General features: G+C 35.6%; 20 protein-coding genes. 11 read left to right on the forward strand and 9 right to left on the reverse strand.

The genetic code is table 11. The features are described from left to right. Positions 1-164 precede the first annotated feature (164 nt). The 3 genes from NLJ00_RS16420 (at position 165) to ku (ending at position 4859) form a co-directional block, all read left to right on the forward strand. Complete coding sequence (locus tag NLJ00_RS16420; protein ID WP_256634591.1) at positions 165-2369, forward strand: TonB-dependent receptor; 2205 nt, start codon at positions 165-167, stop codon at positions 2367-2369. 328 nt (positions 2370-2697) lie between these two features. Then, entirely contained in the window at positions 2698-3927 is a 1230-nt protein-coding gene (locus NLJ00_RS16425) for a PQQ-dependent sugar dehydrogenase (RefSeq protein ID WP_256634592.1), read from the forward strand. A gap of 155 nt (positions 3928-4082) precedes the next feature. Further along, positions 4083-4859: a non-homologous end joining protein Ku gene (gene ku / locus NLJ00_RS16430; protein WP_053470334.1), complete on the forward strand. Its 777-nt coding sequence runs from the start codon at positions 4083-4085 to the stop codon at positions 4857-4859. Here ku and ligD read toward each other — a convergent pair. Further along, positions 4856-7405, reverse strand: coding sequence for a DNA ligase D (gene ligD, locus NLJ00_RS16435; RefSeq protein WP_256634593.1), 2550 nt, complete (start codon positions 7403-7405; stop codon positions 4856-4858). The genes ku and ligD overlap by 4 nt on opposite strands. Beyond that, on the reverse strand, positions 7392-7874 hold the full coding sequence (locus NLJ00_RS16440; RefSeq protein WP_180857884.1) for a hypothetical protein: 483 nt from the start codon (positions 7872-7874) through the stop codon (positions 7392-7394). Before NLJ00_RS16440 ends, ligD begins: the two co-directional genes overlap by 14 nt. 265 nt (positions 7875-8139) lie before the next feature. Here NLJ00_RS16440 and NLJ00_RS16445 point away from each other — a divergent pair, with 265 nt between their 5' ends. The 3 genes from NLJ00_RS16445 (at position 8140) to NLJ00_RS16455 (ending at position 14376) form a co-directional block, all read left to right on the forward strand. After that, complete coding sequence (locus NLJ00_RS16445) at positions 8140-10284, forward strand: catalase (RefSeq protein ID WP_053470337.1); 2145 nt, start codon at positions 8140-8142, stop codon at positions 10282-10284. 160 nt (positions 10285-10444) lie between these two features. Beyond that, entirely contained in the window at positions 10445-12877 is a 2433-nt protein-coding gene (locus tag NLJ00_RS16450; RefSeq protein WP_256634594.1) for an arylsulfatase, read from the forward strand. A gap of 17 nt (positions 12878-12894) precedes the next feature. Further along, a complete protein-coding gene (locus NLJ00_RS16455; RefSeq protein WP_256634595.1) occupies positions 12895-14376 on the forward strand; it encodes a DUF1254 domain-containing protein in 1482 nt (493 codons plus the stop codon). A gap of 521 nt (positions 14377-14897) precedes the next feature. Here the strand turns inward: NLJ00_RS16455 and NLJ00_RS16460 are convergent. From NLJ00_RS16460 to NLJ00_RS16475, 4 genes are all read right to left on the reverse strand, one after another. Further along, positions 14898-16388: a hypothetical protein gene (locus NLJ00_RS16460; protein WP_256634596.1), complete on the reverse strand. Its 1491-nt coding sequence runs from the start codon at positions 16386-16388 to the stop codon at positions 14898-14900. A 42-nt stretch (positions 16389-16430) separates the two neighbouring features. Further along, positions 16431-18239 (reverse strand): T9SS type A sorting domain-containing protein, encoded by a 1809-nt coding sequence (locus NLJ00_RS16465; RefSeq protein WP_256634597.1) that lies wholly within the window; start codon positions 18237-18239, stop codon positions 16431-16433. A 361-nt stretch (positions 18240-18600) separates the two neighbouring features. Further along, on the reverse strand, positions 18601-19050 hold the full coding sequence (locus NLJ00_RS16470) for a PaaI family thioesterase (protein ID WP_053470342.1): 450 nt from the start codon (positions 19048-19050) through the stop codon (positions 18601-18603). Positions 19051-19127: 77 nt separating this feature from the next. Continuing rightward, positions 19128-19718, reverse strand: coding sequence for a TetR/AcrR family transcriptional regulator (locus tag NLJ00_RS16475; protein ID WP_256634598.1), 591 nt, complete (start codon positions 19716-19718; stop codon positions 19128-19130). Positions 19719-19902: 184 nt separating this feature from the next. Between NLJ00_RS16475 and NLJ00_RS16480 the strand changes: the two genes are divergently transcribed. After that, complete coding sequence (locus NLJ00_RS16480; protein WP_256634599.1) at positions 19903-20676, forward strand: methyltransferase domain-containing protein; 774 nt, start codon at positions 19903-19905, stop codon at positions 20674-20676. 108 nt (positions 20677-20784) lie between these two features. Here NLJ00_RS16480 and NLJ00_RS16485 read toward each other — a convergent pair whose 3' ends face one another. Next, the gene (locus NLJ00_RS16485) at positions 20785-21375 is read right to left on the reverse strand and encodes a hypothetical protein (RefSeq protein WP_053470345.1); all 591 of its coding nucleotides are present in this window, start codon (positions 21373-21375) and stop codon (positions 20785-20787) included. A gap of 201 nt (positions 21376-21576) precedes the next feature. On the opposite strand from NLJ00_RS16485, the gene NLJ00_RS16490 reads away from it, so the two are divergent. Both NLJ00_RS16490 and NLJ00_RS16495 read left to right on the forward strand, forming a co-directional pair. Then, positions 21577-22098 carry a PPC domain-containing DNA-binding protein gene (locus NLJ00_RS16490; protein WP_256634600.1) on the forward strand — a complete coding sequence of 174 codons (522 nt, stop codon included), beginning with the start codon at positions 21577-21579 and terminating at the stop codon, positions 22096-22098. Positions 22099-22128: 30 nt separating this feature from the next. Continuing rightward, positions 22129-22497 (forward strand): hypothetical protein, encoded by a 369-nt coding sequence (locus NLJ00_RS16495; RefSeq protein WP_053470347.1) that lies wholly within the window; start codon positions 22129-22131, stop codon positions 22495-22497. Position 22498: 1 nt separating this feature from the next. Here NLJ00_RS16495 and NLJ00_RS16500 read toward each other — a convergent pair whose 3' ends face one another. After that, positions 22499-23311 (reverse strand): helix-turn-helix domain-containing protein, encoded by an 813-nt coding sequence (locus tag NLJ00_RS16500; protein ID WP_256634601.1) that lies wholly within the window; start codon positions 23309-23311, stop codon positions 22499-22501. 83 nt (positions 23312-23394) lie between these two features. After that, the gene (locus tag NLJ00_RS16505; protein ID WP_256634602.1) at positions 23395-24414 is read right to left on the reverse strand and encodes an SDR family NAD(P)-dependent oxidoreductase; all 1020 of its coding nucleotides are present in this window, start codon (positions 24412-24414) and stop codon (positions 23395-23397) included. Between the two features lie 160 nt (positions 24415-24574). On the opposite strand from NLJ00_RS16505, the gene NLJ00_RS16510 reads away from it, so the two are divergent. Beyond that, positions 24575-25213, forward strand: a complete 639-nt coding sequence (locus NLJ00_RS16510) for an NAD(P)H-binding protein (protein ID WP_256634603.1) — start codon at positions 24575-24577, stop codon at positions 25211-25213. Positions 25214-25344: 131 nt separating this feature from the next. Further along, positions 25345-25941: a biliverdin-producing heme oxygenase gene (locus NLJ00_RS16515; protein WP_256634604.1), complete on the forward strand. Its 597-nt coding sequence runs from the start codon at positions 25345-25347 to the stop codon at positions 25939-25941. The last annotated feature ends 3 nt before the right edge of the window (positions 25942-25944 follow it).

A 25944-nucleotide genomic window follows, 5' to 3' on the forward strand; every position in this document is an offset into this window, starting at 1 on the left:
AAGTTTTAAACTTTGACAAAGCTTTAAACGCACAACTATGTGCATTAAAAACAAGTGAAACGCCTTTATACACAAAGAAAAACTATGTCTCTATGTGTTAAAAAATTAATTGCATTCCAAAACTTAGAATAGTATTTTTGCGATCCAATACCAAAACTTACTACATGCGATTTCTATTTTTCTTCTCTGTTTTTATCCTCACTTTTTCGGCAAAATCACAAGCAGTTTCAGGAACTTTAAATGGTGCAAACGGAAAACCATTATCTGATGTTTTGATTCGGAATTTAATTTCTAAAACGCACGCTCATACGGATATAAACGGAAAATTTACTTTAGAAGAAACTAAAATCGGCGACAGCCTTCAAATTTCAAAACAAGGATTTATTACACAGAAAATAAAGCTTTTATCAAATGAAAATCTATCGATTCAATTTGAAGAAAAACCTTTTTTATTGGAAGAAGTTACGATTACCAATAATCTGAAATATCTTAATACAATCTCCAAAATTGATTTAGAAATTCAGCCCGTATCTAACTCGCAGGATTTATTGCGAAAAGTTCCGGGACTTTTTATTGGCCAGCACGAGGGCGGGGGAAAGGCAGAACAGATTTTCCTGAGAGGTTTTGACTGCGATCACGGAACGGATATTAATGTTTCGGTTGACGGAATGCCGGTTAATATGGTTTCGCACGCACACGGACAAGGCTATGCCGATCTTCATTTTGTGATTCCGGAAACGGTAGATAATATCGATTTTGATAAAGGATCTTATTTTGCAGATAAAGGCGATTTTACAACCGCAGGATATGTTGGTTTTAATACCAAAAATGCTTTACAAAATAGTTCACTTTCTTTTGAAGGCGGACAGTTTGATACTTTTCGTACGGTGGCTTTGTTCAATTTACTGAATAAAGAAAATCAGTCGGCCTATTTTGCAGGAGAATATATGATGACCGATGGTTATTTTGATGCGCCGCAAAACTTTAACCGAATTAATTTGTTTGGAAAATATGCTGCAAAAATGAATAACGGCGACAAACTGGCAATTGCTGTTTCGCATTTTAAAAGTCAATGGGACGCCAGCGGACAAATTCCGGATCGTGCGGTAAACGACGGAACCATTTCACATTATGGAGCGATTGATCCAAATGAAGGCGGAAATACCGGAAGAACAAATTTCAACCTGCAATACGACGCCAAAATCGACGAAAACACGCATATTAAAAACACAGCATATTTGAGTAAATACGATTTTGAGTTGTATTCGAATTTTACTTTTTTCCTGAATGATCCTGCAAATGGCGACCAAATCAAACAAAAAGAAAACAGAACAATTGTTGGTTTTCAGTCAGAATATAATGAGAAACTGAGCGAAAAATGGCTTTTTAAATTAGGCGCAGGATTACGAAACGATAATAATAAAGATGTGGAGTTATCGCATACTTTAAACCGAAAAACGGTTTTAGAATATTTGAGTTTAGGAACTGTAAACCAGACGAATTTGTTTACTTATAGCAGTTTAGATTTTACATCTGGAAAATGGTTAATAAATGGAGGTTTGCGTTTGGATTATTTTAAGTTTGGATATGAAGATCAACTAGCTGCAGCTTATACGAATCAAACGCAGACAAAAGCAATTGTAAGCCCAAAAATGAATTTCCTTTATACCCAAAATGATAAACTTCAATACTTTTTAAAATTAGGAAAAGGATTTCACAGTAACGATACACGCGTTGTTGTAGCGCAGAAAGGCGAAAAAATCCTGCCTGAAACCTACGGAGCCGATTTAGGAATTAACTGGAAACCGTTTCCAAGAATGATCGTGAACTCGGCAATTTGGTATTTGTATTTAGCACAGGAATTTGTGTATGTAGGTGACGAAGCGGTCGTTGAACCAAGCGGAAAAACAGAACGTAAAGGTTTTGATTTCGGTTTTAGATATCAGTTAACCAATTGGTTATTTTGGAACACCGATTATACGTATACACACGCAAGAGCAATAGACGAACCAAAAGGAAATGATTATTTACCGCTTGCTCCGGTTCATACTTTAATGAACGGATTTTCAGTAAAAGATTTAAAAGGATTTTCGGGAAGTTTAAGAACAAGATTTTTGGGCGATCGTCCGGCGAATGAAGACAATTCGGTTGTGGCAAAAGGATATTGCATCACGGATTTTTCTGTAAATTATCAAATTAAAAAAATCTCGATAGGCGTAAACATCGACAATATTTTTAATACAAAATGGAAGGAAACTCAATTCCTGACCGAATCAAGATTAGCAAATGAAACTGATCCTGTTGAAGAAATTCATTTTACGGCAGGAACACCATTTAATGCCAGATTGATATTGAAATACAGTTGGTAGTTATGACAAAATTGTTTGTATGATATTTTATGTTCCGTAGGAACATCTCGTCGGTAGAAAAAAAATTATGCTATTATTTTTTACGTTCCGTAGGAACGTTTGATTATGGCATCATTTTTTAATAATCGAACGTATCAAACGTTCCTACGGAACGTAAACCCTGACAATTATTATTTTTTTCTATCAATGAAACATTCCTATGGAATGATAATCGGGATCGAAATTCAATATAAATTCTGTAAGTCTTATCTTAAATTATATAAAATTTTTGAATTTTTATTTTAGATATTTGAAGTTATAACCCAAATTAATTTAATAAATATCTACGATGAAAAATTTAAAGTACATTTTGATTCTTTCGAGTGCATTATTTGCCTTTAGCTGCAACAACAACGATGATGATCCTGAAAATGGAGGCGGAACCGTAACGAACCCTGTAGAAACAAATCCTGCAAATACTCAATATAAACCTGCTTTTGCCGGACAAACCAGAATTAGCGGAATGACTACCAATACAGAATATAAAGCCGACATCATTACATCGGCACTTACAAGTCCGTGGGGTGTGAAAGTGCTTCCTGACGGCCGACTTTTGGTAACTCAAAAAACTACTGGAACATTGCGAATTGTTACAACTGCCGGAGTGGTCAGTGCGCCAATTACAGGTTTACCTGCCGTAAATCCTGCGAATCAGGGAGGTTTGTTAGGTTTATGTCTTGATCCTGATTATGCAACAAATAAAATGATTTACTGGGTATTTTCTGAAGCAGTTGCAGGAGGAAATATTTCTGCTGTTGCAAAAGGTAAACTTTCAAATGACGAAAAAACTATCGAAAACGCAACGGTAATTTATCGTTCAAGTCCTGCAAATCCAAGTGATTTACATTATGGCGGACGTATTTTGTTTGATCAAACCGGAAATCTTGTGGTAAGTACGGGTGAACGTTCTGTTTTGCAAACCAGACCTTTGGCACAATCTTTAACAGCAAGTCTTGGTAAAGTAGTCAGAATTACAAAAGACGGACAGCCTGCATCAGGAAATCCAACTTTTGGCGGTGCAAATGCTTTACCTGAAATATTTACATACGGACATAGAAACCCACAAGGACTTGCTATGCACCCGGTTACAAAAGAAATCTGGGAGAGCGAACACGGACCAAGAGGCGGTGACGAAATCAACCGTTTGAAAGCCGGAACAAATTATGGATGGCCAACTATTACGTACGGAATTGAATACAGCGGACAGCCTATTGGCGATGCTATTCAGCAGAAAGACGGAATGGAACAACCGGTTTATTACTGGGATCCTGTGATTTCGCCTAGCGGTATGACTTTCTACTCTGGAAATCGTGTACCGGAATGGGAAAATAATCTTTTCATTGGTTCATTGAGCGCGACTCACATTGCGCGACTTGTTATTAGAGATAATAAAGTAGTTGGTGAAGAAAGATTATTGGCAAGTGAAGGACAGCGTTTTAGAGATATTACACAAGGTGCAGATGGTGCTTTGTATGCGGTAACAGATCAGGGAAGGCTTTATAAAATCGACAAAAAATAATTATTTGAATGGTTAATTATTAATTGTGAATTATAAAAACGGTGCTTTATGCATCGTTTTTTTTTGGTCGTTATTTTATAAAAGTTTTGGATGAATGTTATAAAACTATATCAGTGTTTGTGATTTAATTTTAAAGCTAATTAAATGAAAGAGTTATGAGATCGATATGGACAGGTTCAGTGAGTTTTGGATTGATTAATATTCCAATAAAAATGTTTTCGGCGGTTGAGGAGAGCAGTCTTGACATGGACATGCTGGATAAAAAAGACCACGCCAATATTAAATTCAAACGTGTTAATGAAGATACGGGTAAAGAAGTTGATTTTGCAAATATTGTAAAAGGCTACAAAATTGAAGATAAATATGTCATTTTAGAAGATTCTGATTTTGAAGCCGCAGATGCGATCAAAACGAAAACAATTGCTATAGAAAGTTTTGTTCTCGAAAAAGAAATTCAAAGTATTTATTACGAACAGCCGTATTATCTGGAACCGGATAAAGGCGCAATGAACGCTTACGGATTGCTCCGTGATGCGCTTGAAGCTTCAGGAAAAGTAGGCGTAACGCGTTTTGTTTTGCGAAACAAAGAAAGTCTTGCGATTTTAAAACCTTATAAGAATGTCATTGTTTTAAACCGAATTCGGTTTGAACAGGAAATCAGGGCTACAGACGAACTAAAACTGCCTCCGGTTTCTAAAAAAGCTACCAAAGAAATGGATATGGCCGAAAAACTAATTGATCAGCTTACCGAGAAATTTGATATTACGGGTTTTAAAGATGAATATACCGCCAAACTTTTGGATATAATTAAAAAGAAAGCCAAAGGAAAAACAGCCAAAGCGCCTAAACTTAAAGTGGTGCACAGTAAACAAAGCGACGATTTAATGTCGATGCTGAAAGCGAGTTTAGAAACCAAGAAAAAGTCATCTTAGACTCTTTCTTGTTTCTCTTCTAATTTCTTGATTATCTTTTTGATATTGGCACCTTTTGATAAAACAGGTTCCCATAAATCCCCTTTTTTCTCAAATCGCTGTAATACATTTTTAATCGTAAACTGCGACGGATGTAATTTTGTAGTAACTTCACTCCATTCTAAAGGTGTTGAAACTGTTGCACCAGGTTTAGGACGAACAGAATAAGGCGCGGCCAAAGTTTGTCCGCGGCGGTTTTGCAGATAATCTATATAAAGTTTATTATCTCGTTTTTTGATGCTTCGCTCAATTGTTGTAATATCCGGAAGCCTTGTCTGAACTTCCTTGGCGATTAATTCTCCTAAAATTTTTATCGAATCATAATCATACTGCGCACCAAGCGGAATGTAAATATGAAGTCCTGTCGCTCCCGAAGTTTTGCACAAACATTCCGTTTCTAATTCATCCATAACTTGTTTTACAACTTGTGCAGTTTCAACAACAATATGAAAATCGTCTTCTTTTGCCGGATCAAGATCCATTACAAGCCAGTCGGGATTGTGAATGTTTTTTATGGTCGAATTCCACGGATTTATTTCTATACAGCCCAAATTTGCCATATAAAGCAATGTTTCTTTATCATTACAAATAAGATAATCTATGTTTTCTTCGTTAGATTCTGAGAATATTTTTTTGGTTTTCAGCCATTTTGGAGTTTTCTCCAAATCAATATCTTTTTGATAAAAACTTGGCGCATCAATTCCGTTAGGAAAGCGGTTCATAGATTCCGGACGATCTTTTAAATAAGGCAGAATAAGCGATGAAACTTCATTATAATATTGAATAATTTCGCCTTTTGTAATACCGTCAGCAGGAAAATATATTTTGTTTTGATTTGTTAAATGTAAAGTGGCTTTTCCAACTTTTAAATCGTAATCATTTTCGGTTTTGTGTTCTTTTAAATCTTCCATTTTATTTTGCTTGAGGTTAGTTTTGCTTTTGCCACTGAAAACAACTTCATTGGCTTTTTTATCAATTCTTAATCCCAGATAAACAGGATGTCTCAGGTTATTATCCTGTGTCCATTCTGAATATTTAACCTGACAGACAACTTTGGGTTTAACCCATTGAATTTTATCTCTTATTGGAACTTTTTCACTTAGCGGGGATTTATCCAGAAATAACGGTTTAAGCTTCGTATAAAGCTCCTTTAGAACTTCTTCTGAAAAACCCGTTCCGCATTTTCCAATATATTTTAATTCTCCGTCATTATATTGGCCCAGTAAAATGGCACCAAAATATTTTCGGGAATTTTTAGGTTCTGTTATTCCAATGATGATGGCTTCTTCTTCATTAGAAATTTTAATTTTAAGCCAGTTATTACTTCTGGTGGCTATATTATAGCTACTGTCAGCTTTTTTGGCAATAATACCTTCGCTGTTATTTTTTCGGGCTTTTTCAAATTGTTTAATTCCATCCCCAATAGTATGTTCCGAATAAAAAACATTTGTAAAATCATATTTATTAAATAAAATTTTCAAAAGCTCTTTTCTGTCAAGCAGAGAAAGGTCTGTTACCGAATTTCCATCTAAATTAAGCAGATCAAAAACATAATATTTTAGGTTTCCGATTCCAGTTTTAAGATAATTTTGAAGAAGTTGAAAATCAGCTTTTCCGGATTCATTTTCAACCACGATTTCGCCATCCAGAATTACGGTGTGATCTATTTTTTTCAATTCATCTGCAATGGGTTTAAAACTGACATTGAACGAAATTTGATTTCTGCTGAATAAATTTACTTCATCCGGATTAATAACGGCAACAGTACGATAGCCGTCATATTTATTTTCAAAAACCCATTCTTCATCATCAAAAGGTTTTTCGACTGTAGTGGCAAGCATTGGTTTTACAAAAGAAACTTCGGCAGGTTTTGCTTTAAACTTTTTTTTTATCGTTTGCTTTTCTTCTTTTTCTTCTGGTTTTGCCTTTACTTTTTCAGATTTTTTCTCCAGTTGTTCTAAACTTCTTTTAGAAATAACCGATTTATTTTTTTCTAAAATATCAGTATCTGTAGCATATTTATCTTGTTTCTTGATCAACAGCCAGGCGTTTTCCTGTTTTCCGTGAAGTTTTACCAATGAAAATTCCCCTTTAAGTTTTTTTCCTTTTAAGATAAAACTTAAACGTCCTTTTTTCAAATCGGCTAATAATTGTTTTTCGTCTGAGGCGGTTTTTTCGTCAGAAGTATACGTTCCGTTATCCCAGACAATAACATTTCCGGCACCATAATTTCCTTCGGGAATAGTACCTTCAAAATCTTTATAACTGTAAGGATGATCTTCGACCATCATGGCGAGGCGTTTTATTTCCGGATCAAGTGATGGACCTTTTGGAACAGCCCAGCTTTTAAGAACTCCGTCCATTTCTAATCTAAAATCATAATGCAAATGTGATGCAGCATGTTTTTGAACGACAAAAATCAATTCACTTGCTGATTTTCCGATTTTACCCTTTGGTTCGCGGGTTTGTTTAAAATCTCTTTTTTCGTTGTATTTAGACAGTGACATATGCGTTTGCTAATATTAAAAGTGTTAACGTAACAGAGTAGAGCGCCGTGGCGACAATGGCAAAAATTATATGGGCAAAGAACAGCTGAATGTAATAACCCTTAAAATCAATTGGGGGGTGATGGTGGGTCATCTTAAAAATAATTATCCAGCTGACTATGCCAACTACACCGCTTATCACTCCTAATATAAGAGCGCTTAACGGTGAAATTGGCAGTATATCCTTTACCCAAATAATATGATATCCTATAACAAACAAAAGACCAATTATATAATGTAATAACCAGCCCCAGATTTTTTTTGACTTCGGCGAGAGCTCTATTTTCATTTTGTCGATAGCATAACTCAAAAGCACCGGTTCTTTATACAATTCTCTAAAGCTTTTTGACATGGCATAACTAAACCACGTCATGGCTGATGTTGCCATAATTGAAACCACAACCAATTGTATAATAACATTAAAAATCATGTACGGTGTTTTTAAAGTGACTTACTCAAAATTACTTTTAGAAATGCTTTTTTTAGTTATACGATTAGATTTCGTAATTATATAATTATAGGATTAAATAATTGATATCATGGATATTGTAATATGAATGTTATAAGCCTGAAACCAAATTGTATAATATTTAACATGAAAAGCCTTCTAACTTTGTTTAGCTATTTTGCTAAATATTCTTCTATCGAAATAGACCAATTATTAAGTCACCAATACATTTTAAATCAAGAAACAAATGAAAAATTCAAAGAAAACAAATCAGGATAATTCTGATGGAAAACAAAGAGATTTAGATTTGAATAGATCGAATGGAGAAAATCAGTTTTTGACCACTAACCAGGGAGTTAAGATTAATGATAATAACAATTCCTTAAAGGCAGGAGAAAGAGGGCCGTCTCTTTTAGAAGATTTTATTCTTAGAGAAAAAATAACTCATTTTGATCACGAACGCATTCCGGAACGAATCGTTCACGCAAGAGGCTCTGGAGCTCATGGATATTTTGAACTTTATAAAACCATGGAAAAATATACTAAAGCCGGATTTTTAAACAACACAAGTATTAAAACTCCCGTTTTTGTTAGGTTTTCAACTGTTGCCGGTTCAAGAGGATCAACAGATTTGGCACGCGATGTTCGTGGATTTGCCGTAAAATTTTATACTCAGGAAGGTATTTTTGATTTAGTTGGAAACAATGTTCCGGTATTCTTTATTCAGGATGCCATGAAATTTCCAGATTTAATTCACGCTGTTAAAGGCGAACCGCACAATGAAATTCCGCAGGCGGCGTCTGCACATGATACTTTTTGGGATTTTATTTCCTTAATGCCAGAATCCATGCATATGGTTATGTGGGTAATGAGCGACAGGGCAATTCCGAGAAGTTTAAGAATGATGGAAGGTTTTGGAGTTCACACCTTTAGATTTGTGAATGCACAAAACGAATCTCATTTTGTAAAATTTCACTGGAAACCAAAATTAGGAACTCATGCTGTTGCCTGGGACGAAGCACAAAAAATATCAGGTAAAAATTCTGATTTTCATAAACTGGATTTATGGGAAGCGATCGATACCGGAAATTTCCCTGAATGGGAATTAGGCGTTCAGATTATTCCGGAAAGCGATGAACATAAATATGATTTTGACCTTTTAGACCCAACAAAATTAGTTCCTGAAGAATTGGTTCCGGTAACCATTATTGGAAGAATGGTGCTGGATAAAAACCCAGACAATTTTTTTGCAGAAACAGAACAGGTTGCGTTCCATCCGGGACATATAGTTCCTGGAATTGATTTTACAAATGATCCGTTATTACAAGGCCGTTTATTTTCTTATACAGATACACAATTATCAAGGTTAGGAAGTCCTAATTTTCATGAAATACCAATTAACAGAACCATTGCGCCTATGCACAACAATCAGCGTGACGGGCATATGCGTCAGGAAATTGCAGTTGGTAAAGTAAGTTACCATCCTAATTCCCTGGGCGGCGGATGTCCTTTTCAGGCAAAAATTGACGAAGGAGGTTTTGCCAGTTTTAATGAGCGAATTGATGCTCATAAAATAAGAGAAAGAAGCGAAAGTTTTTCAGATCATTTTAGTCAGGCCGTACTTTTTTATAACAGCCAGACTCCGGTAGAACAAGATCATATTGCAAACGCATTGTCTTTTGAACTTGGTAAAGTTGAAACTGTTGCAATTAGAGAAAGAATGCTTGGGCTGCTAAATCAAGTTGATGGTAATCTGGCATCAAAAGTTGCCAAATCCTTAGGAATTCCGGTTCCAAAGAATATCGAAAAACCCATCAATCATGGAGTTGGTGCCGATGATAAAGGCAATCACGAACCAACAAAAGTGAAACAAAGCATTAAAAATTCTGATGCTTTAAGTATGCTGAAAAATCCAACTATTTCGAATACTATTGCAACCCGCCAGATTGCTTTTTTATGTGCTGAAGGCGTAAATGCATCATCAGTAAAAGCCATGAAAACGGCGCTTCAAAATGCAGGTGCAAAAGCAGTAATTATTGCACCGCATTTAGGAACAATTACATCAGAAGACGGAACAGCCATTCCGGTGGATCAAACTTATAAAATTGCAGCTTCAGTACTTTTTGACGGGGTTTTTATTCCGGGAGGAAAAGGAATTAAAGAACTTTCAAGAATCAAGGAAGTGAAAGAATTTATAAATGATTCCTATAATCACTGTAAGTTTATTGCAGCTGAAGCAGAAGGAATTCAAATAATAAAAACAAACAGCGATATAAAAGAGAAGGATGCAGGAGTTTTAATTAGCAATACTATTGCTGACAAAGCTTTAAACACTTCTTTTATAAAAGCTTTAGGAAGACATCGTTTTTGGGAAAGAGAAAAGATGCTCTAACAAATTGTTTATATAAAATATACTGAAACCATTCATTAATTTGAATGGTTTTTTTTTGTGGAATCAGAGCAAATAGGTTTCAAATTATAATTTGAAACCTATTTGTAAGATTTTGGCTCTTAGTAAGTTGTAACTTAGTTGTCCCTTAAAACCACAAATCATGAAAACAAACGACATTTTAAATGCTGCTTTAATTTTCATAAAAAATAAAGCAATACTTCTATTATTTGTAATTATTGGTACACAGGTTACTTTTAGCCAGGAAAATGAAAAACCGGGAACTCCAAAAGTTTTGCCGCAACCTGATTTTCATTTTTCAGGATATGTGGGCAGAACGTATCTGGATTCAGATCCGCCGCAATTTCCTCAGCCTGTAAAAGCTCCAAAAGGCGCACCAAACGTGGTGCTCATTTTATTAGATGATTCGGGATTTGGACAGTTTAGTACTTTTGGCGGCGGCGTACCTTCGCCAACAATGGATAAACTGGCAGCAGAAGGAATACGTTACAATAAATTTCATACTACAGCGCTTTGCAGTCCAACACGTGCAGCCTTAATAACAGGACGAAACCATCACTCAGTTTCTTTTTCCGGAATTACAGAAGCAGCTACGGGTTATGACGGCGCAGTTTGTATACTACCCAAAAATGCCGCAACCATTGCCGAAGTTTTACGTCAAAATGGTTACATGACGGCATGGATTGGTAAAAATCACAATACACCCGCTTGGGAAACCAGTGAAGCTGGACCATTTGACCGCTGGGCAAACGGATTAGGCTTCGAATATTTTTATGGATTTAATTCTGGAGATATGAATCACTGGAACCCGGTTTTGTTTGAAAACCGAAATCTTGTTCCGGTTTCTAAAGATCCAAATTATCACATGACAGTCGACCTTGCAGATCACGCTATTGCATGGGTTCGAAAAGTAAAATCGATCGCGCCTGATAAACCTTATTTTTTATACGTTGCTCCAGGCGCGGCACATTCACCGCATCATGCTCCGCAGGACTGGATAGACAAGTTCAAAGGTAAATTTGATATGGGCTGGGATGCTTACAGAGAGCAGACTTTTGAAAGACAGAAAAAACTGGGTGTTATTCCGCCAGATGCAAAACTTACTCCAAGACCAGAAAGTCTGCCTGAATGGAGTTCACTCAATGCCGATCAAAAACGTTTGTATGCCAGAATGATGGAAGTATTTGCGGCGTATGGCTCGCATTGCGATTATGAAATGGGAAGAGTAGTCGATGCTGTAAAACAATTGCCGGATGCAGATAATACCATTATTATTTACATTGCCGGAGATAACGGCGCCAGTGCCGAAGGCGGAATAGAAGGTTCTGTAAATGAAAATTTATTTTTTAACGGAATTCCCGAAAAATGGCAGGATAACCTTAAAGTAATAGACGAATTAGGCGGGCCAAAACATTTTAATCATTTTACGGCAGAATGGGCGTGGGCAATGGATACACCTTTTCAATGGACAAAACAGGTGGCAAGTCATTTTGGAGGAACACGAAACCCTATGATTATTTCATGGCCTGCCAAAATTAAAGACAAAGGAGGTTTAAGAAGCCAGTTTACACATACCATTGATGTTGTACCAACGCTTTATGATGTCATTGGTATTACACCACCTGAAGTTGTAAATGGTATTACCCAAAAGCCTATTGAAGGAATTAGTTTTGCTTATACTTTTAATGATGCCAAAGCAAAAGAAAAACATACAACCCAATATTTTGAACTGGCTGTAAACAGAGGTATTTATCACAATGGCTGGATGGCTTCGGCCTTATCATTTGCACCGTGGAATCCAAATCGTGGCGCCTTTGATCCCGATAAACAAAAATGGGAGCTTTATAAAGTCGATGAAGATTTTAGTCAGGCCAATGATTTAGCAGCAAAAAATCCGCAGAAATTAAGAGAAATGCAGGATTTATGGTGGGTTGAAGCCGCTAAATACAATGTACTGCCGCTGGACTGGCGCGCCGTTGAAAGACTGAACGGAGAATTAATGGGAAGACCAACGCTGGCCGGAGACACCAATACTTTTACTTATTATTCCGGACAAGTGGGTTTACCAAATGAAGCCGCTCCAAGAATCCTTAATAAATCATGGTCAATTACCGCCGATATTGATGTTCCAGATAATGGAGCAGAAGGAATGATTGTAACACACGGAGGTTTAGTAGGCGGTTACGGACTTTATGTACAAAACGGTAAACCAAGTTTTGTTTACAATAATCTTGCTTTAGAACGTCCTACAGTTACAGGAAATGAAGTATTGCCAAAAGGAAAAGTAAAACTGGTTGTTGATTTTAAATATGAAGGCAAAGGGGAAGAAAGAGGAAAAGGAGCAACGGTTACACTGCTTGTTAATGGCAAAAAAGTAGGAGAAGAACATCTGGAAAGAACAATACCTATTCAAATATCTCTTAATGAAGGTTTAGATGTGGGAATGGATGCCGGTTCTCCAGTTGATTTTAATTATAAACTCCCTTTTGAATTTACCGGAAAAATTGAAAAAGTAACGTATAACCTGAGTGAAAACAAAGGCTCAAAAACAGGAAAATCCGCGAAAGCGAAATAACTATAAAACCATTTTTTATGAAAAAGCTATTTCTATATTTTAGTCTGCTTCTTCTTGTTTTAAGCAGCTGTAAAAAAGAATCTGATACTTCAGTTTTAGACAATAACTCGTCAGATTCAAGTTCAGACGGTTATGAATTTGTTGGAGGATATCCAACCGAAAAAACAATACAAAAAGCATACGATGATGCTGATTTAAACAGGGCAATACAAGCTTATAAATTTTTCTATCCAACAGTTTCTGGTGAAGGTTTGGTAAAAGGAAACGACACGATTAAAATTATCCCAAACAGTTCATTTGGAACATTAGACACTAAACCAGGGCAAATTGGGTTTACATTAAACTCTGATACTCCGTATGGTCCAATTCCAATTGATTTGTCAAAAGGGCCAATGATTATTGATGTTCCTAAAGGACCGCTTATTGTGGTTGCTATGGATGTAAACCAGCGATGGGTTGCCGATATGGGTATTCCGGGGCCTGATGCAGGAAATGGAGGGAAACATTTATTACTTCCGCCTGCTTATAAAGGCTCTGTTCCGGGTTCTGGTTATTATGTATGGAAATCTTCATCAAATAATCTTACAGTTGGGATACGATCGCTTCCTGTAGGCGGTGATGTAAAAGCGGCTATGGAACGCATTAAAACAGTAAAAGTATATCCGCTAAACAAAGGAGCCGACTGGAAAGATCCAAGCTGGCTTGAACTTACAGATAAACCTCAAAATACAACACCTGTTGCGTGGGAAAATAATATTAAATACTGGGAATCGCTAAACGATGTAATTCAGCGTGAACCTGCTTATGATGGATATAGAAATTATTACGGAGAACTTGCTGTATTGGGTATTATAAAAGGAAAGCCTTTTAAACCTGATGGGCGTTTGAAAGGAATACTCGAAAAAGCGGCGAAAATAGCGAATGCGCAAATGAGGGTACAATCATTTGCCGACCGCCGCCCTGATAAAGTAGTATGGAATGACAGAAAATGGGAATGGGTTGGCTTAAGATTTGAAGATGGAGACTTCAATACCCAAAATTATGTAGATCTAGATGGTCGGGAAACATGGTTTTATCAGGCTATTGGAGCCTCTCCTTCAATGTTTCGCAGAAAAGAAGGTTCAGGGTCGTTATACTGGCTTGGACTTAAAGACGGCACAGGAAAATATGTGGATGGCGGAAAAACATACAAGCTTACGATTCCTACGCCTGTTCCTGCAAAGCTTTTTTGGTCGGTAACTATTTATGATGCGCTTACGAGAAGTCAGGTTATAACAGATCAGAATAAAGCGGCTCTTCGTTCTTTATTTGAATTGAAAGATAAAATAGGAGGAAAGAGTATCGATTTGTATTTTGGACCAAAAGCTCCTGAGGGAAAAGAAGGACAATGGATAAAAACGCTTCCTAACAGAGGCTGGTTTGCCTATTTTAGAATTTACGGCCCGGAAGCCGCCGCTTTTAACGGAAGCTGGAAACCTGGGGATTTTGAGGAATTGTGAATTGTTAATGGTTAATTATGAATTATATAAAGGGCTGATCATATTTTTGAGTCAGCCTTTTTTTTGATATTTGATTTATATGTTTAATGAGATGTTGTCCCTACGGGACAATTTTGCCGGGGTCGATATTGGTTTTTTCTACCGACTAGTAACTCCTAGCGGAGTTTACGTTAGTAGAAATACATTAAAAATTAAAAAACTCCGCTAGGAGTTTCTGATATGTAGCTCCTACGGGGCAATTTTGCAGGGATTGATATTTTTTTCTACCGATATAAAACTCCTAGCGGAGTTTATGTTAGTCGAAAATGTATTAGACTTTAAAAAACTTCGCCAGGAGTTTACTTTAGTAGAAATATATTAAAAATTAAAAAACTCCGTTAGGAATTTTTGGTCGGTAGAAAATGTTTGGAAATTTGCTGCAGAAAAAAAACTCCGTTAGGAGTTTCAGATCGGTAGAAAAAAAATGCATTACCCGATATTATTGTCCCGTAGGGACTACATTTTTTATACAAATGAGTAAATTATTTAATTATAAGTGTCATATTGGGAACGACGATATCTCCATTAGCTCCTGTATAACGTTGTGCAAAAACTTCAATATAATCATTATTGAGAAGTTCTACTGACGCATTTATTGGAAGAACTACAATATCGTTAAGTATTTGTCCTCTTCCGTAAATTTTGTACTGAGTTATAACTGTTCCATTTTTTGCGATATAGATAATGTAGGTTCCTGCTCCAGGCACTTGGAAAGAAATAGATCCTCCAATTTGAAAGATTCTCTTCTTTTTTCCCTGATATCGTAATCGATTTGCAGCATCAGTTGAAAATCTAAATAAATTTGAATAAGTGGTGGAAGGAGTTCCAGAGCCTACTTTTACTATATTACTTGGGTTGAGGTTATTTGTAAAACTAACTCCAAGTCCACTCCCAACAGCATAATCCATAGAAAGATCGCCTACAGCATTAGCATCTGTTTCTGTTGGAATTCCGGAAGCTCTAACATTCCAGCTGTTATTAAAATTATATCCTGTATATGATCCTGTAGTATAGCCTTTTACATATCCTGTTGTATTTGAGCCTGTAAAAACAACAGATTCTAATATGGCATCTCCGGTAATACTAAGTCCACTAGTAGAAACATCAAATCCTACGGCAGTTCCGTCAACTTGACTAAAACCACCTTGTTTTTCTACTAATGTAAAAGTTCCGGTTAGTTTTTCGTAAGTCCCGGCATTATTACCAAACCAACCCATATTGCTTAGTAAAAGCTGATTAATATTGTTATAGGTTATTCCGGTCGTATTTCCGGTAAAATTGACAATACTCAAAAATACAAGCCCAAAACCAGATATTGTTCCTACACTTGCTGAATTGGCAACGATACAGTCCCTAAAAACTAAATTTTGAGTTGCCGCTCCGCTAAGGTTAAAAACACTACCTGTTGCTGCTCTAAGCGTAACATTTTTTATATTTCCTCCTGTTGCGCCTTCAAAAATATTTCCTGTTGTTCTAAGTATAATATCATCATTAGAATCTAAACCGTGTACATAAGCATTATTTAATTCTATAGGAAAGTTGAAGGTAACAGTACCATTTATTTCATACAATGTATTTGAGTTTAAAAGATATTTCGCTCCTCCGCCTGCGGTAAGCTCAGAGGCAAGAACGGTTGCTAAATTATCTGATGAGCGAATACGTTTAAAATTTAATCTGGGATTTATACCGCTGCTCACCACTAACCATGAGGCAGAACCTGAAGAATAATAGTAAAAAGCTTTTAAATCAGTATCATAAACAATTAATCCGTCAGCAGGTGTTGTTATGGCAGTTCTTTGGGCAGTTGTCATTCTGGGAGTCAGCATACCCTGAGTAGTTGAGGTAATATCTAATACCGAACTCGCATTAGGAGTAGTAGTTCCAATTCCGACCTGGGCATTTGCGATAAAGGATAAAAAGAAAAAAACGAGTAGTAATAATGTCTGGTGGTTTTTTGAGGCTGTATTTTTCATAATTTCAGGTTTTAGATAGTTGAAAGGCAATAAAAAACATTATTAATTTCCTGCATTCGAAATAATTACTTTTTGGGATATTTTTTCATTATCAGCAGTTATGAAGGTCGCAATATATACTCCGGAACTTAAGCCGGAAGTAGAGAAACTATAGTTTTCTTCAATGCCCAAGTTCTCTTTATACCGAACCGTTTTACCCACCATATCATAGAGATAAAATGACTTAAACGAAATAAAATCCGGATTTGAAGCTTTTAATAAACGGCTTGAATTGTCCTGCATAATGAAAAAATTACTTTTAGTATTTTCATCTGTGCCCAGTGTTTTGTTGGTGAAAGTAATTTTAAAACGATCCGGGAATACGCCCGCCGGAATGGTAACTTCATAATTCCCCGTTTTAATATTATGATACGATGCATCTGAAGCATCATATATAAATATATTTTGCGCAGGATCAAAGTTGATAACTTCGGGAATATAAAATTTAAGGGTAGTGCTGGCTTCGGCCTTTACGGTTAAAGGAATTTGTTTGGTAATGTCGAAATTAGTACCTGTTATGATATAATTTTTCCCTTCCATCAAAAAGAAAGTATCGCTGGGAAAATTGTCCATGCTTACAGCGTCAAGACCTCTGTCAACACCATCAGTAGCTTCGGGTAAAAAAGCAAGTGCTAGCTGTCTGGTAAATTCGTTGTTGATAATAGCATTTATCCTGATGTGCGGAATATCATTTGATTCTTCGGCTTTTTCAGTTTTAGCTGTTGCTTCGGTTTTAGCGGTAGTTTTATCTTTTGCGGGTTTTTCAAATTGCGATAAACCTGCGCCTTCTTTATAAAATATTCGATACGAATTTCTAAAGGTTACCGTTCCGTTTGCAGCGCCTTTAATTACAAATCCCTGTCCAATTGGTGCGTATTTACGCTGACGCATAAGTCCAGAAGAAGTACCAACCGTATTTAACGAACCATCGCCATTATAACTATTAAAAGTAGCCGGAACATAAATACCGTTTGAGCCTAAACTTCCGGGTGAATAAGTGGCATATCCGCCTCTGTAAGCCTTAATTAAATGTGAATTTGTGGTTTTATCCTGTTCCCAGAAATAAGCAATTCCTGTACAGGCACTGTTTAGCGGATCTAATAAAAAAGCATTTAAATGCAAGGCTGAAGGATACGGATTTCCGGTTAAGGTTGAGGCATTGTTTGCACCAACGGTAACGGTAATATTTCCGTCATTGGGTTTTCCTCTAAAATCATAACGCTGAGCGCCAGTTCCGCCGGGATTATTTGCTCCTGTTCCTTCCGGATCTACAGCATCAGTTCCGCTGGTTCCTTTCATGGTGAAACCTTCACCAGGTGCTAGTGTAGTGGTAGTTCCCACCTGAACCCATTGCGAATAACTATTGGCATTGGTCAATTTATAAATCCATCGTGACGCAATAGAAAGCGGATTTGCAATTCCGTCATAACTTGCTAACGGAAGGATTGTTGCGGCAGTCGAAGCCGTTGAGGTTGTCGGCCTGTTTAGCAGTGTAATTCCAAAATTTCGGTTTCCGGTTGCAGCTACGTTTACGCCTACGGGAGAACACCAGTAATTGTAGTCAAAATTGTCTGCGCTTCCTTCCTGATAAACAGAAATTATTCCGGTTCCTACATTAGTCGAAGTTCCTGTTGTACCCTGAACCAACTGAGATAAATTACGCAGATATAAATTTGAATTTGCGGCAAGGTTTATCGTCTGTCCTACGTAAAGAACCTGGTTTTTTACATAAACGGGAGTACTTGCACCAACATAAATCTGTCCAAAGCTTTGAATAGAAATGATATAAATTAATAAGGCAAATTTTTTCATAATTTTTAGTTTAGTTAAAAATTAGATACTGTCGAAAACTATATTTCAAGTAATGCTAAACCCTTAATTATATCTGCCAGCAGCAAATAACTGCTTTTTCCTTACTGCATGATTAAGAATTCACTTTTATAAAAAACGGAAAGTAAAGTATGATTGTAAATTATTTAAATTGTAAAAAAAAGCTGCACGAACTAGTTTGATAACTAGAAAAATACTTACTTATTAGTTACGATAAATCAAATATTTAAGAAATTTACTATACTCAAATTTAAACCCTATATAATTTAAATTTTTATATAATTTCCTACATATTTTATATGATTTCCATTTTACACGCCATTCTTATAAAAGTGAATCGATATCAAAGAACTTTTTTGACTACATTGGTTTTAAAAAGATTAGAATATCCTCTGGCAATCAGTCTTGTTTCGGTTTCATTCCAAATCTCGCATTGCGCGTTTACGAATTGTTTTCCTTTTTTTATTATGGATGTTTTCGCCAGGATATTGTCTCCGGAATGCGCAGGAGCGAAGTAATCAATAGTTAGGTTAATTGTGGTGTAAAAGTGTTCCTCGTCAAGCGAAAATAACGTTGCACCAATACAATCATCTACAATTGCCGCAGTAACTCCGCCGTGTAAAGATTTGATTGGGTTCGTCATTTCCTCTCTAATGTGGTATTTAAAAGTTACTGTTCCGGGTTCTGCCACGACAACAATGGGTTTCATCCAAAGCATAAATGGAGAAGGCGAAAGCACAAATTCTCCGCCAATGTGATCTTGCAACACTTCTAATCTTGTTTTTGTTTTCATTATTTAAATTTTAAATTAGTAATTATACCAATCGGTATATTTTTGTATATAAAAAAAGCAATCGGTAGATTATTGCTTTATTCTAAGTCGTCGATAATTTTGTTAAGCGAAAGCATTATAGCAGATAAATCAGTGTCACTTCCTGTTAATTTGCTTATCATCATGCCTCCTTCAATCAATGCAATTATGGTTAAAGCTGTATTTTCAACATTAATTGATTTTGCCTTAAATTCTCCAGCTTTTATACCCTGATCGATGAGGTACATTAGTTTTTCTTTCCAATACAACAGCGTTCTTTCGGCATATTTTTTAAGAACCGGATGCGTATCGTCAGAGTCAATAGCAGTATTCAAAATAGGACAGCCTCCAAGAGTTACATCCAGACTTGGGTATTTGGCATAAACGCGTGGATAAACTAGCAATTTTTCTTTAAAAGTTCTTTGTTTTTCGATTTCCCGGCTTAAAACATCGTGAAGCTTTTTCACATTAAACTTAAAAGAAGCAATGGCAACTTCATCTTTATTCTCGAAATTACCGTAAATACTTCCTTTGGTAAGACCTGTTGCCATTGTCATATCATTTATAGATGTACCGCTGTAACCCTTAGTATTAAAGATTGGAGCTGTTTTTTCAATTATAAATTGCTTAGTTTTTTCTGCTTTACTCATCTTGAAATGATTTAGTTATACAAATATATACCAATCGGTATAATTTCGAATCGATTTAGACGATTATTTTTTATGAGATTATTGTGAGTTGGTTTTAATCTGCAAAAATTGAAATTAGTATCTTAGTATTTCTTGCAAAATGCGAGTTTACAGTTCCCTTATTTTTAATTTAAAAAATCAAAATATGCCTTGGAATCCAGATGTTTATAACAAGTTTAAAGATATTCGATACAAACCATTTTATGATTTAATAGAAGTTATACAACCGCAAAAAGGAATGAAAGCTATTGATTTGGGATGTGGTACGGGAGAACAAACTTCTATTTTGGCAGATAAATTTAAAGAAGCTCATTTTCTTGGTGTAGATTCTTCTGCAGAAATGCTGGAAAAGTCAAAATCTTTAGAAACTGATAATCTCCATTTTAAAAAAGCAACTACAGAAGAAACCATACATTCAGGAGAAAAATGGGATTTGATTTTTAGCAATGCAGCTTTACAATGGTCAAACGATCATGAAAGTTTGTTTTCAAATTTATTGAAATTATTGAATAAAGACGGACAGTTTGCCGTACAAATGCCCGTTCAGCCAGAAAATAAACTCAATAAAATCCTTTCTGACCTTGTTAATGAAGAACCGTTTAAATCGTATTTAAAAGGCTATAAAAGAGATTCTCCTGTTTTAAGTCTTGACGAATACGCCCAAATACTTTTCGACGGCGATCTTAAAGAGATTGAGATTCTGCAAAAGGTTTATCCCATTATCGCAGACGATCACGAAACGCTTTATAATTTTATTTCAGGTTCGGCATTAATTCCTTATATCGAAAGGCTTGAAGGCGAACAAAAGGAACTTTTTATTAAAACGTATAAGGAAAGAATAGCGGTAAATTTTCCTAAGCTTCCGGCTATTTATTCGTTTAAGAGGATTTTGATGTATGGAAGAAAGGGGGGCAATTAGTGGTCAGTGATCAGTTAATTAGTGATCAGTGAAAAAGTGATCAGTGAATAGTAAAAAGTAAAAAGCCTGTAGATTTCTCTACAGGCTTTTTTGAATTAATAGTCAAATTTAGTCTTTATATAAAATAATAACAGCTTTATATCCAGTTCCAACATTCCATTGGCTGGCTTCAATCACTTTTCCGTTGTCGTCATAAACCTGAAATTCGGCTGTGTTTGGTGATGCTGAACCTTCGTTTAAAGCTTCAAAATCAATTTTGTTCATTCCTTTTACCAGGTTTATTTTAAATCCTTTAAATTCTCCTACCAGACTAACTTCCGGTTCTATAACTTTATCATTAAGATATACTCTAATTTTATCACCGTCAACAAAAGCAGCATCACGATAACGAATGGTTGAGGTTGTTGATTTGGTTACAAAACCTCCTAAATATTCATTTCTTCTGTAAAAAATACCTTCAACATTTGCCTCTCTTTTATAAAGCGTGTTATCCTTAAAAAGTTCCTCTGGATTTATTTTTAAAACAATCGGATCTTTTGCAAGAGTAGGTTCATCCGGCGGCGGCGTTTCCGTTGGCGGAATAACTTCTTTAGTTTCCGGAGTTTTAGATTGAATAGGCTGATATTTCCCTTTAACTTCTCCCTGAGAATAAGCTTGAAGTGAAGTAACGATTATAATTAAAAACAATATTCTTTTCATACTTAAATTTATTTTGAAATGTATAGAAGCAATTTTGACTTCTAAATATCTATTTATAACAATCGATTAAGCCATTTATTGCCCAAAAAAGTAATTAAATAGCCAGATGTAGAAGTTTTGTAATAATCGCATCGAAATAGTGTAAAGATTTGTTTACATATCTGGGTAATTTTAAAATTGTAATTATTTAATATTCAGGAGATGCATTTATCATTTAGAAAAATAGTATTTGGAGCATTTTTATGTTTGGCTGTAAGTGTGCAGGCGCAGCAAAAAAATGACAATAAAAAATGCCGTTATACTAAAACGACTTATGGTTATTTGATGGTTTTGCGTGAAGGAGATAATGTACTCAGCTTGATTGAAAACTTAGCTAAAGAACAGCAGATTCCTTCGGCAAACTTTACCGGAATTGGTTTTGCGCAGGAAGTTACTTTTGGATTTTACGATTTTAATCAAAAGAAATTTAATCCTAAAACATTCAATAAGGTCGAAATGGGAAGTTTAACGGGCTCAATTGCATGGAATGAAGGAAAACCATCTCTGCACATTCACGGAGTTGCCACAGATGATAAATTTGATGCTTATGGCGGACATATTCTTGCGCTGAAAGTTGGAACAGGTTCTATGGAAATTTATATAACGGTGAATAGTGAAAAACTCGAAAGAAAAATAGAGCAGCCTTTGAATGCTAATGTATTACAGCTTCCGTGCATAAAATAAATTTAAAGTTTACAAACTAAAATTATAATTATGAAATCATTTTTTAAATCAAATATAGCCTTACTCTTTATTCTGATTACAGTTTTATTTTCATGTAAAAATAATCAGGATGGTTACAGCGATGAAATTGAAACCACCACTGTAACAGACAGTACAAAAAAGCCTGTAGATAGTACAGGCACAAATGAAACCGGAACGAATAAAAGTACGGGCAAGCCAATTACAGGCGCTGCAAGTTCGACGACCAATAAAGATTTAGGAAAAGAAGGTACAGCAAAAGGCGGAACCGGAACGGGAATAGGACCGGGCGAAGATGCTCAGGATGGTGCTACTTATACCAGCTCTTCAAAAAAGCAAAATATTGATAAAGATTCGGTTAGAATAAAACCCAGAAAATAGTTTATTCTATACTGGCTAATGCTGTTGGCGAATAACCAAATTGTTTTTTGAACGCAAAAGAGAAATGGGAGAGATTTTCAAAACCCACTTCGTAATATATTTCGGTTGGCTTTTTTTTGTTTTCTGCCATATGATAATGCGCTAATTCGAGTCTTTTTTTGGTAAGCCACTTTTGAGGCGTTGTATTAAAATATTTCTTAAAATCGCGATTAAATGTAGATAAACTGCGGCCTGTTAAATAACCCAATTTTTCCATTGGCATATTAAACATAAAATTACGCTGCATAAAATCGATCAAATCAATTTTTCCCGGTTCATCAAAGCTTGCTAAAACAGCGTCAATTCGTTTGTCGATTGTTCTTAAAATAGTGATGGCTTCGGTTATTTTTAAAGAAGCAATATCTTCAGGAAAATCCCCTTCAATATCAAAATAAGGCATTAAGGAAGCCAGACAGCTTTCTAATAACGGATGATTGTTATAAGAAATAATCTTTTGTTCAGAACCTGTTTTGGCAGTTAAATCAATATTTTTATAAAACTCTTTTAAACGTTTTACCGAAAGATGCATGACAACCGTTTTGTGCGGCTGCCCATTTTTGGGATAATTGATAATAGTTGCCAGTAAATTTCTGGGAATAAGGAAAATATCTCCGGCTTTAAAAGTAAAAACGGCATCGGTTTGTATGATTTTGGTTTCTCCGGAAATAAACCAAATCAGCATATGATCATCAAAAACCAAATCAGATTTGAAGAACTTATCTTCATAACAAGAAAGTTTGATCTCAGGAGTTAAATATTTTGATATATGTTCCATTTTACAACTGTTTTAACCGCCAGGCTTTTTCTTCGATTATCAAAGATAAAAATCCTGACGGTAAATTATTTTCTAAATCCTGATTAAATAACGTCAAATGACATTCCTAACAAACGTTCGCTTAAATCCCAAAGTCTTTTTGCATTATCCTGATCTACAGCATAAGGCTGAACGCCAAATACGGTTGAAGGATCATCAAATTTGTGTTCGACATCTCCAAGATCTAAACGGGCAATATCAGCATCTTCACAATAAACACCGCCAATATTGTTTAATAAAGGACTTACAGCGCACCAAACCGTAGTTGCAGCGCCTTGATGCACGTTTTTTAATAAAGCAGCAACTTCTGGTTTTAAATTTCCGTCCTGATCATGCGTTCCAATTTGTTTGAACAATTCAATAGGTTCGTCTCTTCCTAAATCAGTTCCCAAAACACTTCCCGGATGTAATGAATACGCTCTTACATTAAAGTCTTTTGCACGATTATCTAATTCTAAAGCAAATAAATTACACGCCGTTTTTGATTGTCCGTAACCTTGTAAAGTATGATATTCACGGTGAAGAAAATTAGGATCGTCAAAATTAAAAGGTGCCATTTGATGCCCGAATGAAGAAACATTTATTACTCTTGCGCTATTTGCCTTTTTAAGTGCCGGCCATAATTTTGCCGTAAGCTGAAACTGTCCCAAATAATTGGTTACCAATTGCGATTCGTAACCGCGCTCGTCTCTGCGTAACGGAACCCACATAATTCCTGCATTATTAATAAGAAGATGAAGCGGTCTTCCTGAAGAAAGGAACTTTACCGCAAACGAATCTATAGCATCCGGATTCATAAAATCTAAAGCTTCCAATTCTACATTAGCAATTCCGTCTAGATTTTTCTGCGCTTTTGCAATATCTCTCGCAGCCACAATTACAGTTGCTCCGGCATTTACAAGTGTTTTGGTAGTTTCTAAACCAATGCCCGTGTGTCCGCCTGTTACAATGGCAATTTTTCCCGTAAGGTCAATTCCTTTAATTACATCTGCAGCAGTCGACTTTGCATTAAATCCTGATTGTAAAAGGTTTTGTAAAGCTCCCTGATAATTATTTGTTTTCATTTTTATAAATGTTTAATTGTTATGAAGCAAAATTATAGAGAAGCAAAACTTTCGATTTTGTTTAAAACGCCAATTTACTTTGTTTAAAACGTCATTTTAAATTCATTGGTTTTAAGTATCTTTAACACACTGCTATAACCAGTCAATTAAACCTGAATTTATGAAAGCATTGGTAATTGGAGCTACGGGCTCAACCGGTAAATATTTGGTAGACGAGCTGCTAAAGGATAATGACTATTCTTCTGTCGTAACTTTTGTTAGAAAACCTTCGGGAAAAGAACATCCTAAATTAACAGAACACATTGTCAATTTTGATGATATTGAATCTTTTAAAGATTTGATAAACGGAGGTGTTTTGTTTTCCTGCCTCGGAACAACTTTAAAAGCTGCAGGTTCAAAAGAAAAACAATGGAAGATAGATTTTGATATTCCGGCCGCATTTGCGCTGGCTGCCAAACAAAATGAAGTAAAGTCTTTTGTACTGGTTTCTTCGTACGGAGCTTCTGCCACAAGCAGTGTTTTTTATTCTAAAATGAAAGGAAAGCTGGAAGATTATATCGCCGAACTAAATTTTGAGCAGTATATTATTTTTAGACCGGGACCTTTGGTACGTGAAGATACTGACCGACTGGGTGAAAAAATTTCGGTTAAACTTTTCAATTTTCTCAATTCAATAGGTGTTCTTACCAAATTTAAACCGCTTGAAACACAGCTTTTGGCGCAAAAATTAGTAAAGGCTCCAAAAATACTTCCAACAGGAAAGAAAATAATAGAACTTAAAGAAATTTTTAAATTTTAATATTTGAAAGAGAAATAACGCAATTAAAAAGAAATTGTAATAGATTTTTTAAAAAATTGGCAATGTTTTTTTATAAATTTGTTTTTAGTGAGAAATAAAAAAAATCTCCTAACAGCATAACATTACCTACAATGAACACAAACCCCGCTTCTTTGCTTTCTTCAGAATTTCTGACGGATATAAAAACACAAACCGCTACTTCTCATAAAAAATTAGAAAGCCTTCCGGTGTCAGCTTCTATTTTGTCTCCAGAGATGAAAATCGAAGATTATATTCACTATTTGAGTTTAATGCATGACGTTCATAAAAACACGGAAGACACAATATATCCCTTACTTTCTGGTATTGTTGAAGATTTGGAACAAAGACAAAAAACACATCTTATCGAAGAAGATTTTCTTTTCCTTCATCACCAAAAAACAGGATTGGCAAAGGTTTTTGATCGTACAGAAATGACAGTTCCTTTTGCACTGGGCGTTTTGTATGTTATTGAAGGTTCAAGTTTAGGCGGAAGATTTATACTAAAAAACATTGTACTTAACCCGCAGCTTTCTAACGATCTGGGTGTATCGTATTTTAAAGGTTACGGAGACAAAACAGGCAGCTACTGGAAAAATTTTCTAAATGTACTTGCTGAATATGAACAAGATTATAATTGCGCAGACGATATCATAAAAGGAGCTATATATGCTTTTGATAGTATTTACAATCACTTTGAGAAGGCATAAAGA

This window comes from Flavobacterium panici (genome assembly GCF_024499525.1).
GTDB lineage: Bacteria > Bacteroidota > Bacteroidia > Flavobacteriales > Flavobacteriaceae > Flavobacterium > Flavobacterium panici.

Coding starts and splice junctions, on each gene's coding strand:
- NLJ00_RS16510 (WP_256634603.1), top strand. CDS start 24,575: ATGAAAGCATTGGTAATTGGAGCTACGGGCTCAACCGGTAAATATTTG.
- NLJ00_RS16465 (WP_256634597.1), bottom strand. CDS start 18,239: ATGAAAAAATTTGCCTTATTAATTTATATCATTTCTATTCAAAGCTTT.
- NLJ00_RS16490 (WP_256634600.1), top strand. CDS start 21,577: ATGCATTTATCATTTAGAAAAATAGTATTTGGAGCATTTTTATGTTTG.
- NLJ00_RS16460 (WP_256634596.1), bottom strand. CDS start 16,388: ATGAAAAATACAGCCTCAAAAAACCACCAGACATTATTACTACTCGTT.
- NLJ00_RS16440 (WP_180857884.1), bottom strand. CDS start 7,874: ATGATTTTTAATGTTATTATACAATTGGTTGTGGTTTCAATTATGGCA.
- NLJ00_RS16420 (WP_256634591.1), top strand. CDS start 165: ATGCGATTTCTATTTTTCTTCTCTGTTTTTATCCTCACTTTTTCGGCA.
- NLJ00_RS16445 (WP_053470337.1), top strand. CDS start 8,140: ATGAAAAATTCAAAGAAAACAAATCAGGATAATTCTGATGGAAAACAA.
- NLJ00_RS16515 (WP_256634604.1), top strand. CDS start 25,345: ATGAACACAAACCCCGCTTCTTTGCTTTCTTCAGAATTTCTGACGGAT.
- NLJ00_RS16455 (WP_256634595.1), top strand. CDS start 12,895: ATGAAAAAGCTATTTCTATATTTTAGTCTGCTTCTTCTTGTTTTAAGC.
- NLJ00_RS16450 (WP_256634594.1), top strand. CDS start 10,445: ATGAAAACAAACGACATTTTAAATGCTGCTTTAATTTTCATAAAAAAT.
- NLJ00_RS16495 (WP_053470347.1), top strand. CDS start 22,129: ATGAAATCATTTTTTAAATCAAATATAGCCTTACTCTTTATTCTGATT.
- NLJ00_RS16505 (WP_256634602.1), bottom strand. CDS start 24,414: ATGAAAACAAATAATTATCAGGGAGCTTTACAAAACCTTTTACAATCA.
- NLJ00_RS16500 (WP_256634601.1), bottom strand. CDS start 23,311: ATGGAACATATATCAAAATATTTAACTCCTGAGATCAAACTTTCTTGT.
- ligD (WP_256634593.1), bottom strand. CDS start 7,405: ATGTCACTGTCTAAATACAACGAAAAAAGAGATTTTAAACAAACCCGC.
- NLJ00_RS16470 (WP_053470342.1), bottom strand. CDS start 19,050: ATGAAAACAAAAACAAGATTAGAAGTGTTGCAAGATCACATTGGCGGA.
- NLJ00_RS16485 (WP_053470345.1), bottom strand. CDS start 21,375: ATGAAAAGAATATTGTTTTTAATTATAATCGTTACTTCACTTCAAGCT.
- NLJ00_RS16475 (WP_256634598.1), bottom strand. CDS start 19,718: ATGAGTAAAGCAGAAAAAACTAAGCAATTTATAATTGAAAAAACAGCT.
- ku (WP_053470334.1), top strand. CDS start 4,083: ATGAGATCGATATGGACAGGTTCAGTGAGTTTTGGATTGATTAATATT.
- NLJ00_RS16425 (WP_256634592.1), top strand. CDS start 2,698: ATGAAAAATTTAAAGTACATTTTGATTCTTTCGAGTGCATTATTTGCC.
- NLJ00_RS16480 (WP_256634599.1), top strand. CDS start 19,903: ATGCCTTGGAATCCAGATGTTTATAACAAGTTTAAAGATATTCGATAC.